This is a genomic window from Xenococcus sp. PCC 7305, from assembly GCF_000332055.1.
GTDB lineage: Bacteria > Cyanobacteriota > Cyanobacteriia > Cyanobacteriales > Xenococcaceae > Xenococcus.
Window position 1 is genome coordinate 1 of record NZ_ALVZ01000063.1, and the last position, 11,794, is coordinate 11,794.

8 protein-coding genes and 2 pseudogenes are annotated in these 11,794 nt (G+C 42.5%); 8 read left to right on the forward strand and 2 right to left on the reverse strand.

Features of this window, described 5'->3' with window-relative positions; translation table 11 throughout:
- Positions 1–244 precede the first annotated feature (244 nt).
- The 7 genes from XEN7305_RS01650 (at position 245) to pntB (ending at position 9,500) form a co-directional block, all read left to right on the forward strand.
- Positions 245–2,512, forward strand: coding sequence for an FG-GAP repeat protein (locus tag XEN7305_RS01650; RefSeq protein ID WP_006507581.1), 2,268 nt, complete (start codon positions 245–247; stop codon positions 2,510–2,512).
- 138 nt (positions 2,513–2,650) lie between these two features.
- Positions 2,651–3,154: an ABC transporter substrate-binding protein gene (locus tag XEN7305_RS29930; protein ID WP_006507582.1), complete on the forward strand. Its 504-nt coding sequence runs from the start codon at positions 2,651–2,653 to the stop codon at positions 3,152–3,154.
- A complete protein-coding gene (locus tag XEN7305_RS01660) occupies positions 3,121–4,068 on the forward strand; it encodes an extracellular solute-binding protein (protein WP_083889277.1) in 948 nt (315 codons plus the stop codon). Before XEN7305_RS29930 ends, XEN7305_RS01660 begins: the two co-directional genes overlap by 34 nt.
- Positions 4,032–5,192, forward strand: coding sequence for a mechanosensitive ion channel family protein (locus XEN7305_RS01665; protein ID WP_006507584.1), 1,161 nt, complete (start codon positions 4,032–4,034; stop codon positions 5,190–5,192). The genes XEN7305_RS01660 and XEN7305_RS01665 overlap by 37 nt, the downstream gene beginning before the upstream one ends.
- 89 nt (positions 5,193–5,281) lie before the next feature.
- A complete protein-coding gene (locus XEN7305_RS01670) occupies positions 5,282–6,163 on the forward strand; it encodes a Phosphoesterase family protein (protein WP_006507585.1) in 882 nt (293 codons plus the stop codon).
- 265 nt (positions 6,164–6,428) lie between these two features.
- On the forward strand, positions 6,429–8,015 hold the full coding sequence (pntA, locus tag XEN7305_RS01675; protein ID WP_006507586.1) for a Re/Si-specific NAD(P)(+) transhydrogenase subunit alpha: 1,587 nt from the start codon (positions 6,429–6,431) through the stop codon (positions 8,013–8,015).
- 60 nt (positions 8,016–8,075) lie between these two features.
- The gene (pntB, locus tag XEN7305_RS01680) at positions 8,076–9,500 is read left to right on the forward strand and encodes a Re/Si-specific NAD(P)(+) transhydrogenase subunit beta (RefSeq protein ID WP_006507587.1); all 1,425 of its coding nucleotides are present in this window, start codon (positions 8,076–8,078) and stop codon (positions 9,498–9,500) included.
- Between the two features lie 70 nt (positions 9,501–9,570).
- Here the strand turns inward: pntB and XEN7305_RS30220 are convergent.
- Positions 9,571–9,792 (reverse strand): annotated as a pseudogene (locus tag XEN7305_RS30220) (hypothetical protein); the annotation flags it as partial.
- 130 nt (positions 9,793–9,922) lie between these two features.
- Here XEN7305_RS30220 and XEN7305_RS30225 point away from each other — a divergent pair.
- A pseudogene (locus tag XEN7305_RS30225) lies at positions 9,923–10,261 on the forward strand (type II toxin-antitoxin system HicB family antitoxin).
- 105 nt (positions 10,262–10,366) lie between these two features.
- On the opposite strand, the gene XEN7305_RS01690 reads toward XEN7305_RS30225, so the two are convergent.
- Positions 10,367–11,695: an IS4 family transposase gene (locus tag XEN7305_RS01690; RefSeq protein ID WP_006507541.1), complete on the reverse strand. Its 1,329-nt coding sequence runs from the start codon at positions 11,693–11,695 to the stop codon at positions 10,367–10,369.
- Positions 11,696–11,794: the final 99 nt, after the last annotated feature.

Genomic DNA, 11,794 nt, shown 5'->3' on the forward strand with positions numbered 1-11,794 from the left:
TGGGAAAGAACATACCATTGACGTAGGGGCGATTCGCGAATCGTCCTTACAGATTATCGATAAATCTGATCAAAACCTGGTACAAATATTTTGAGAAATCGCCTAAGTAATAAGTAAGTAAACAGTTTGGCAATATTTTGATGTTATTTTGTTGAGGATTATTAGCAACAACAAATTCCAATTTACAATGCGAGATATCTTAATTTTTTAAATATTTCTCGATAATCTTAGCTAATAAACCATCATGCCAACTTCAATAAACCTCGCCGAACTCAATGGCAATAACGGTTTTGTTCTTAAAGGTAATCGATACGATCAAACAGGCTATTCAGTAAGTAATGCTGGGGATGTCAATGGCGATGGTTTTGATGATGTTATTATCGGTGCCGCTGATGCTCCTAGAGGTGCTAGTTATGTAGTATTCGGTGGCAGCTCTTTGACTCCTAGCTTAGAACTCGATAACCTTGATGGAACTAATGGGTTTATTTTGCAAGGTGTGATCTTTGGGGATGATGCTGGTTGGTCGGTAAGTAGTGCAGGGGATGTCAATGGGGATGGCCTCGACGATGTCATTATTGGTGCACCTTTTGCCAATCGCGATCTCAGTTTGGATGTAGGGAAAACCTATGTCCTATTCGGCAACGACTCTTTTGCTCCTAGTCTCAGACTTAGCTCTCTTGACGGCAATAATGGGTTTGTTTTTCAAGGTACTGATGCCGGAGATGTTGCTGGTCTTTCGGTAAGTGACGCCGGAGATGTTAATGGGGATGGTTTCGATGATTTTCTCATCGGTGCCCAAGGCGGAGATCCTAATGGCGATCGCGATGCAGGGGAAACCTATATCATATTTGGTGGCAACTCTTTTGCTCCCACGGCCAGGCTCGACTCTCTTGATGGAAGTAATGGATTTGTGATTAATGGTATTAATGCCAATGATTTATCTGGGACATCAATAAGTGGTGCCGGAGATGTTAATGGTGACGGCTTGGATGATGTCATTATCAACGGCAGCTATGTGGTATTTGGTCGTAACTCTTTTGCTTCTAGTTTAGATCTCGATAGTCTTGATGGAACTAACGGGTTCACTATTGAAGGTTCTGGTCGGTCGGTAAGTGACGCCGGAGACGTTAATGGGGACGGTTTTGATGATGTTATTATTGGTGCCCCTAATGTTGATGTGATAATAAGAAGTTGGGAAAGTGATGCGGGAGAAAGTTATGTTGTATTTGGTCGTAGCTCTTTTGCTCCTAGTTTAGACCTAGACAATCTTGATGGCACTAATGGTTTTACGCTCAGTGGCATCTATAGGGGCGATCGCTCAGGAACCTCTGTGAGCAGCGCAGGAGATTTTAATGGGGACGGTTTTGACGATATTCTCATTGGGGCGCCTGATGCTGACTTAAATAGAAATACTAAGGCTGCGGGAGAAAGCTACCTGGTATTTGGCGGTAATGATTTTGATTCGACGCTAGAACTAAATCGCCTCAATGGCAGTAACGGTTTTGCAATCACAGGTATTGCTGCTCAAAATTATACTGGTCGTTCTGTAAGTGGTGCGGGAGATGTCAATAGAGATGGTTTGGCTGACATTATCATTGGTGCCGCAGGAGGTTTTAATGGTGGAGGAGATAGCTACGTATTATTTGGATCTCAGAGCATTAATACTATCGAACGAGTCATTAATGGCACATCAGGCAGAGATAATATTCGGGGCCAAGCGAATCCTGAAATAATTAATGCCCTTGCAGGGAATGATTCGGTTGTCGGTCTTGCCGGAAGCGATACAATTAACGGTGATGCTGGACAAGATAGTCTTTTTGGTAATGACGGCAGTGATGTGATTACTGGGGGAGATGGCAATGATCTTATTTTGGGACAGGCTGGAGATGATTGGCTTCAGGGAAATAATGGACAAGATAAGATTTATGCCAACAATGGTAATGATCAATTATTCGGCGGCAATGGCATGGATACGCTCTTTGGTGGAGCTGGACAAGATAGTATGTTGGGTGGCGAGGATAATGATATTTTGCGAGGTCAGGCAGGAGCAGATACTCTTTTTGGGGAGACAGGACAAGATAGCCTTTTAGGAAATAACGGCAATGATATCTTGACTGGAGGCAATGGAACCGATAGTCTATTTGGCAATGCAGGAGATGATGTTCTCGCCGGTGATGCTGGCAATGATATCCTCTTTGGCAATAACGATCATGACAGTCTGTTTGGTGGACAAGGCAATGACACCCTTTGGGGAGGCAGTGGCAATGATGTCTTTGAATTAAGTCCTGGTGTCAATATGGGAGTTGACCGAGTTAAAGATTATCTTGATGGAGCGGACAAGTTTAAGCTGGGCGATCGCTTTGGATTTGGTAGTTTAGAGTTCAGTGAGCTAAATATTGCTCAAAATGGCAATAATGCAGTAATTAGTATTGCAAGAAATAATCAAGTTCTAGCTATTGTCGAAAATGTCAATGCTGGTCAATTAAATGACAATGATTTTATCGTGGAATAAGCATAATAATTAAGTATTGGAATTCGCCATAAGTATCACAATTATCCGTATCTCGGCTTAGAGCAAATAAACATAGCATCAGGCTTTTATTCTTCATTTTTGGGCATTCTAAAACTATTGTCTTAGATAATTCATTAGATGAAAAAAGCTAAAGCAGTTTGTTTGACAATAGTAATCGTCTTGATGATGTTGTTATCGGCTTGTGGGGCTAATAGCAAAAAGCATCATCTCACAATCTGGAGCTTTTATCCCAACAGAGACCTAGATGTCGTGATTAGAAACTATATGGATGTGCATCCAGATATTGAAGTCATCCACACAGGTTTTAATTTTCCGGCCTTGCCTGGTGAATTTCGTAAACGAGCGGCTCAGGGGTTAGGTCCTGATGCGGTTATTGTCACAGAACGAGAACTTCCTAGACTGATTAAATTGGGACTGATCGCCCCTTTGGAGAAATATCATATTGACACTTCTAAGTTCGATTCTAAAACCCTTGTTTCCCTTCGCGATAGTCATGGTCAGTTGTATGGGATGCCAGTTGCTCATCAAGTCATGGGACTTTGTTACAATCGCGAGCTAGTGAGCCAGCCCCCTAAAACTTTGTCGGAATGGTTAGATCAAGCACGGTCAGGAATTCCCTGAGTATCGAGCCCCTTTTTCTCAACAGCATGTGGGGAATTGGTTCTTTTGGCGGTACTTGGTTCGACTCAAATAATCGTTTTGTCCTCCAAGGCGATAGCGTTAGTCGCTGGTTGAAGTGGCTGAAGCAGGCGCAGCAGATTCCCATGGTTTACCTCGACAAACGTCGGGATGTTATGTTCGATCTATTCAGCAATAGTAAACTTGCTTATTTTCCTTGCTGGACGTTTGAATATATATCTTTACAGGAGCAACTAGGCGATCAACTAGCTGTTGCTCCCTTACCAAGTGGAGAAGAGGGCGCAGCCTCTCCCATTCTGGAAACCGATACGTTAGTTCTGAATACTTATGCAACTCAAGAAAACAAAAAATTAGCAATTGATTTTGCCCGTTTTATCACCCAAGGAGATCAGCAAATTGCATTGATATCAGCTAAAGAGCACACCATAACCCCGGCGAATTCTCATACGGTGGTTGATGAGCGTCTCTTGCCGAGAATTGCCATATTCGCAGAAAGCGCTAGTCATGCTATTCCTTTCCCCATATCTGATATATCAAACTCAGATCGCCTACGCTTCTACGGCGATATTCTCTATCGCAGAGTGCTGCAAGAAGAAATACCTCCCGATGAGGCAGTGAAAGAGTTTTTCGAGATCCTCAACAACCCACCCCATAACGAAAAGATTGACGTTTTTTCCTCAGCGGCGGGCAAAGAGGTTACAGAGATCGTATTAGTTGATGTACAACCAAACATCAATTTCTTGATCCAGCTATTCCACATTCAGAGGGAAATCCTAAAACGCCCTGTCGTATTGTTTCAAATACTACTAATTGCTGTTGTCTTGCTTGCTTGTTGGTTTGTCGCTCGTTATCTAAACAAATGGTTCAACAACTTAATCGCTCGGTTTATCAACTGAGGCAAATTCTGTTCTGGAAGGACAATCTGTTGGTCAATACAGGAAAAACAATCCTGGAATATCTCCTGTTTCCCGCACTTTTCTGGCTGTTACTTTGGTTGACAGGTTGTCTTTGCGCCAACTTTTCCTATTGGCCTACCAATCTGATTGCTACTTTCGCTCTGCCTCTATCGATCCTATTTTTTGCCTATCGCCTAACTGGGTTACTGATGCATTTTACGGTTGAGCAGGAAATATATCATGTTCTGGTTAACCGATTTTTCTTCCCCTTATTAGCAACCCATATAATAATTCAGACCATAGGACTGCTTACTGAGATCAGTCTTTTAGGAGATACAGAACTATTCGCATTTGGCGAAACGAAAGTAACACTACGCAGTCTGTTTATTGTCTCGGTGGGTATGTATCTTTGGTCTACAGGTGTTGATGGGTTCTCGAAACTTTTTCGCAATTTGCTGACCCGTCATATGGGAGTTGAAGAGGGGGTTCTGGATGGGTCTTTGATTTTGCTGCGCTATTTTCTGATTGGGTTTGGGCTTTTCTTTGCCTTCAGTCAAATCAAGCTAGATACAACGGCGATCGCTGCTATATCTGGAGGGTTAGCAGTAGGTGTGGGTTTTGCTTTTAGAGAAGTGATTGTCAATTTTGTGAGCGGCATTATGCTCTTATTCGAGCGATCGCTATATCCTGGTGATGTAATTGAAATCAATGGGGAAATGGGTCAGGTTAAGGATATCAACATCCGTGCCACCACAATCCGTACTAACGACAATCTAGATGTTGTGATTCCCAACCAGTATTTTTTGACGGATAATCTCATTTCTTATACCCACAATAGCAGTTTGACGAGATTTCAATTGGAAGTACCAGCCGCTTGTGAACATAATCCGGAAACAGTGATTGCCATAATACTGGATGTTACCCGCGAACATCTAAAGATACTTAGCAATCTGAATGCTGATGTTCAGGTGGTAAGTTTTGGTGAAAACAACATTAATTATCAACTTAATGTCTGGACAGATAATCCCCTGAAAATCGATTCTGTTCGCAGTGATCTTTACCGCTTGATATGGCAAGCATTTGCGGAACATGGAATTGAGATTGGGTCTGATCAAACGGATTAGTTTATTTTTGATGGGGTGTAGTTGTCAATTTTTTGAGTTATAAACTAAACGGGAAGATAAACGTTTAGTAGAAATTGGAGAAAGATTCTATGGGGTTAGCGTTTGAACGCATCGTGATTGTTATGTTGGAGAACTCGATACGCTCCAATGTCCTTGCCAACAGTTACATGGATCATCTTCGCCAAAAGGGTGTCTTTCTGAGTAATAGTTATGGGGTAACTCATTCATCACAGCCCAACTATATTGCCTCTATTGGTGGTGATAATTTTGGCTTCATCAATGACGACCCAGGATATGTGCAATGGATATACAACACGATGGATGCATCACCAGTGACTAGTGTCGTGGATTTGCTAGAAGCCCAAGGGCTGACATGGCGCTCCTACGCTGAGGATCTACCTCCCAATTACAAGAAGAACATTAATCCGAACCCACCCTATACACCGATTCCGCCCAACGAGGGGAACTTTGCGAGAAAGCATGTTCCCTTTTTGTCCTTTCCTAATATCATCAGTGTGCCAGAGCGGTTAGCAAATATCGTGGATGGCAAAGAGTTTGCAATTGATCTCGAAAACGGAAATCTACCACATTACAGTTGGTTCACCCCAAACTTAATCAACGATGGTCACTCTTTAAAGCCAGAGCAAAAAGCAACTGACCCCAACGACACCAATCGTCATGTCAACATCAAGAACATCGAAGCCTTTCTGAAAGAGTTTTTGAGTGATGACCCAATTGCCAAGTTCCCACCAGAAACCCTCATCGTCATTACCTTTGATGAGGCTTATCCCTATTATGACCCCTACGAGATTTACACTTTGCTGATTGGCGACATGATTCCAGCAGGCACGACGAGAACTGAACCATACAATCACTATAGTCTGCTACGCTCTGTCGAGAAAAACTTTGGTCTCGGTACCCTCAAGCGAAACGATGCAGCAGCAATGCCCTATTGGTTTTTGCAGGAATAGATAGGGATTAAAGTCGATATCTTCGAGCAAGATAGTGTTTTCATCTTGTATTTTTGATTCATAGCAAATAGAGAGTATTGTCAGCTAATCCTCTATAATCCCTAAGATAAGTTGAAGATTTCCGAGCTCAGATGGGGATCGCACTAGGATCGTCGCAATGTATAAATAAACAAAATTGAGCCTTTTCCTCTATTTTTAAAAACAGGAATTTTTGGTAAGGTGGTTTTTTACTTTTTTGTAGTTCCCTGAATTTATAGGAGCATTCATGACAGCAACGATTACAAGAGAGGAGCAAGCTAGTCAACAGCAGCACCCTCCCAACACTATTGGAATCCCCAAAGAAATCTTCGAAAATGAGGCTCGTGTCGCAGCAACTCCGGACACAGTAAAAAAGCTGCAAAAATTGGGATTTGAAGTCTTAATCCAATCTGGTGCTGGAGAATCGGCGAACTTCTCTGACGAAGCTTATGAAAATGCAGGATGTAAGATTGTTCCTGATGCTCAGAGTTTGTGGTCGGAAGCCAATATTATTCTCAAAGTTCGTGCTCCTCAAGGTGAAGAATTAGAACAATTACCAGTAGGTAAAACTATTATTAGTTTTATTTGGCCAGCTCAAAATGAAGAGTTGCTTAATAAATTGGCTGAGCGCCAAACAACCGTGCTTGCAATGGATGCAATTCCTCGGATTAGTCGCGCCCAGAAAATGGATGCGCTATCTTCGATGGCGAATATCGCAGGATATCGGGCTGTAATTGAGGCTGCTAATAATTTTGGTCGTTTCTTTACTGGACAAATTACCGCAGCGGGCAAAGTACCTCCGGCTAAGGTGATGGTAATTGGTGCTGGAGTTGCAGGGTTAGCTGCGATCGGTGCTGGTAGAAGCTTGGGCGCGATCGTGCGAGCTTTTGATACTCGTCCTGTGGTCAAAGAACAAGTAGAAAGTCTGGGTGCTGAGTTCCTAGAATTGGAATTTGAGGAAGATGGGACAGGTGCTGGTGGTTACGCCAAAACCATGAGTAAAGAATTTATCGATGCGGAAATGGCTTTGTTTAGAGAACAAGCTAAAGAAATCGATATTATTATCACCACAGCATTGATCCCTGGCAGACCTGCACCTAAGTTGATTTTGACTGATATGGTCGAATCAATGAAAGAAGGTTCTGTCATTGTCGATTTGGCAGCAGAGCAAGGGGGAAATTGCGAAGTTACCAGACCCAATGAAGTTTATAAGTATAAAGGTGTAACCATTATTGGTTTGACCGATTTGCCCTCACGGATGGCGGCCCAATCTAGTCAGCTTTATGGCACTAATCTCTGGCATTTACTCAAGGATATGGGTGGGGCAGAAGATTATAAGGTTGATTATGAGGATCAAGTTGTCAGAGGCGCTCTGATCTTACATGAAGGCAAGATCACCTGGCCCCCTCCAAAAATCGAAAATCCCTCGCCAACTCCTCCTCCCAAGAAAGCTGCGACAACGACTGCTGCTGCCCAACAGAAGGAAGAGAAAAAATCTAGTGGCCTGCTTTGGATTGCCCTAGCTGTATTTGCTTTAGTCGGAATTGGAGTCGGCGCTCCCGAATCTTTCCTGTCTCACTTCACGGTCTTCGTCCTAGCTTGCTTCGTGGGTTGGCAAATTATCTGGAATGTGACCCCAGCTTTGCATACACCCTTGATGAGTGTGACCAATGCCATCAGTGGGATTATTATTCTCGGTGGGATGTTGCAGATTTCTGGGGAACTGACTTCTCCTACTGTAATTTTAGGCGCGATCGCAATTCTAGTGGGAACTATCAATATTTCTGGGGGCTTCTTGGTAACCCAAAGAATGCTCAAAATGTTCCAAAAATAAAAACTAGCAAGAGGATATTTCTCCTCATCCCTTATCCCTCATCCCTCATCTTTTAAATTAATGTCAAATAATCTTTTAACAGTGGCTTATATAGCTGCTAGTGCTTTGTTTATTCTCAGCCTGGGAGGCTTATCCAACCAGGAATCTGCCCGTAGGGGTAATCTCTTTGGGATTATCGGAATGGCGATCGCATTAATTGCCACAGCTCTCAGTGCCCAAGTTACAGGATATGTTACTTTAGCCGGTGCGATCGTTCCTGGAGCAATTATTGGCTCCATTTTGGCAGCACGGGTTGCCATGACTTCCATGCCCGAATTGGTAGCAATTTTGCACAGTTTTGTGGGTTTAGCCGCAGTTTTAGTTGGGTTTTCCAATTATTTACAACCTGAATCGGGCTTAGTCGGAGCAGAAGCAACAATCCATGAAATAGAAATATTTGTGGGAGTTTTTATTGGTGCTGTTACTTTTACAGGATCAATTATTGCTTTTGGTAAGTTGAGTGCCATTATTGGCAGTAAACCATTAACTTTACCCGCTCGTCACCTACTAAATATTGCCATGTTGGTTGGCTCTGTCTATTTGGGTTGGCAGTTTATGGGTGCAGAAAATGGCTTGCAACCTTTGCTTATCATGACTGGGATTGCTTGTCTGCTAGGGATTCACTTGGTCATGGCGATCGGTGGTGCAGATATGCCAGTGGTAATCTCTATGCTGAACAGCTATTCTGGTTGGGCGGCAGCTGCGGCTGGTTTTATGCTTTCCAATGACGTACTGATCATTACTGGAGCTTTAGTCGGAAGTAGTGGCGCAATTCTTAGCTACATCATGTGTGCAGCGATGAATCGCTCTTTCATCAGCGTAATCTTAGGTGGATTTGGTGAAGGTAGTAATAAATCTGCGGCTACTGGTGAGAAAAAATCCTACGGCGAAGCGACTATTACCAATGTAGAAGAAACTGTTGAGTTGCTTAATGATGCTAAGTCGGTAGTAATTGTTCCTGGTTACGGCATGGCGGTTGCGCAAGCACAGCATATGGTTTCTGATGTTACTAAGATTTTGCGCAAGCGTGGCAAAGAAGTTCGTTTTGGGATTCACCCTGTAGCGGGAAGAATGCCTGGACATATGAATGTTTTACTTGCAGAAGCTAATGTTCCCTACGACATCGTATTAGAGATGGATGAGATCAATGAGGATCTTTCTGATACTGATGTTGTGTTAGTTGTGGGGGCAAATGATACTGTGAATCCTAGTGCTTTGGATGATCCTGATAGTCCGATCGCGGGTATGCCAGTGATGGAAGTTTGGAATTCTCAGAATGTTGTCGTTATGAAGCGTAGTCTGGGTATTGGTTATGCAGGGGTTGATAATCCTTTGTTCTATAACGATAATACTCAAATGTTATTGGGTGATGCCAAGACTAATGTTAGTGCGATTTTGACTGAGTTGTCGGCTAGCGAAAGTAAGAAAGAATTAGTTGCTGCTTAGTTAATTTAATCTCAGATTAATCCCTCTTGAGTTAAGGGGGATTTTTTTCTTTATTTATTCTCCTCTTCTGTCACTCTCCGAGATTTAAAATGAAGAGAAACAGAACTGGATTAATTATCATACTAGAGTCAACAAGGTGGAAGTCGTAAACCCACCAATAACTGAGGTCTCGCAAGGCGGGGCTCTAACGTGGTCTGCGAGGTAGGCGCTGTGCGATCGCCATAGGACTACGAACCTCTCCATCAGCTCCTAGTTCCAAAGCGATCGGCATCATTCCTGCGATCGCTAAAATCTATTCAGCAAAACATTGCGACGTTTAAGATATTATTTAAAGAAACCAACAAAGGTGCAGTAAAAGCTGTTAGAGAATTTTTGAACAATACAGGAATTAAACCTGAAGATTATTAATTTAAAGATTGATTATGAAATATAAAGGATATACAGCTTCTATTGAAATAGATGAAATAGCAGGAATTTTATTCGGCAAAGTCTTAGATATTAAAGATGTAATTACGTTTTAAGGCAATACTGTTGCAGAATTAGAGCAAGAATTTCATAACTCAGTAGATGATTACTTAGAATGGTGTGTCGAATTAGGAGAAGAACCAGACAAACCTTTTTCAGGTAATTTGCCATTTAGGACAACTCCTCAACACCATCACCAAATTTTTTTAGCAGCAAAAAAAGCCAATAAAAGTATCAATGCTTGGATGGATGAAGTCCTTTCTGCCGAAGCAGCAAAAGTAATTTCTGAACATTAACCATTATTACTCTTAACAATATCTTCGCCAAAAAAAGAACAGAGAAAGAACCCCTAGTCAAGAGGTTTTGAGCAGGAGGGAGATAATGCTAACTAGTTTCGGATGTTATTTAGGTGTAATATCAGGAACTCTAACAGAGTGAATTGCCCCAAGGTTAGCAACCTGGTTCAAGATGCGAGAAAATAAAATGGACTCCGGTTTTTGCGGAAGTAATTTAATCACTTCATCGACATATTTGAAAGCGCGATATAATGCCTTGAGATCGAGGAAACTAAACTGCGGACAGTGACGAGATTGAAACTCTCTTCTGAGCCGACGGGAGAAATTGACCATAAAGAAAGAAAGATTCACCGCATTAGTCACAGCAGTTTGGGAGATATTCATAAAATCCTCTAAGCCCCAAAATTGCTTGGCATCACGAAAATTAAATTCAATTTGAAATCTTAAGGAGTAGAGCTCGATGAGCTGATTGTAGGGAAGTTCTAAATCACTAGAGAATAAGAGGACATGGCCTTGTTGTTGAGTTTTGATATTGGTTTTGAGAATAATTACCACATTAAGGGGCTGAGAGAACTCTTTATGGAGTAGGTGAACTTGATAGATATCTGTGCGCCAGTCTTCTTCAGTGGTGCGATGGCAGAGAAATTTTTGAGATATCTGATGTGGATTAAGTTTATCGCCATATTTACGTCGGGAATCAGTGCCAAGAGGCGGCAAGAATAAAGCACTGTCATAACGCAACTTGCTCACTAGATGTAAGCCCATCTGACGAGTCATTTGCATCGCAGCGTTGTGGCCAAACTTGCCATCGAGAAGCAAATATTCGGGACGAATGCCGCCTCCGATGGTAGTAAGCAAAGCCGAGAGCATGCCTCGGATCTGCAAAAGTTCGGGGGAAAGGTTTACCTGAGTTTTATCCTTGCTTTTAGACCCTTTAGGACGACCCCGCTTCTTTTTGGTCTGGTTTGAAGGTTCTTGGCAAGAAGCTTTCGCTGGTTTTATGGGTTTAATAACCTGTTCAATGCGTAAGGGGTAAGATTGTCTTTGCTCCAAACTCACCAGAGATAATGCAAAGAAGGCCAATCCTTTCACCGGACGCTGTGCCAAACCAGAAAAAAACCAATCCAATCCGTAGGTTTTTTGTCCCGATTTGGTGGTTACCACTTCATCCCCAGCAATTGCGTACTGTTGTTTGGGACAAAAGCAATGGGTGCGAAAGAACACCCACATTAACGTTGGCCAGTTCTGTGGGCTGGAGAAAAATCTTTGAATGGTTCGATAGCTTCCTCCTTTTCCTGCCCAGCGCGATATCCCCAGCATCGTTACTCGACCAGTCATAGCTAACATTGCTTGAATTATTATACTCAGATGCTTCAGGCTGGTGCTATTGAGATCAAATGTCAAGCAACTCAGGAGTGTTAAAATTTCTGGCATGGGCTTTGTTGGAACTTCGTTTCGGTAAAACCTAGTTTCCTATAAAAGCCCTCTTGACTTCACTCCCAAATTCCGTTTCTCATTTGGCGAAGGTATTGT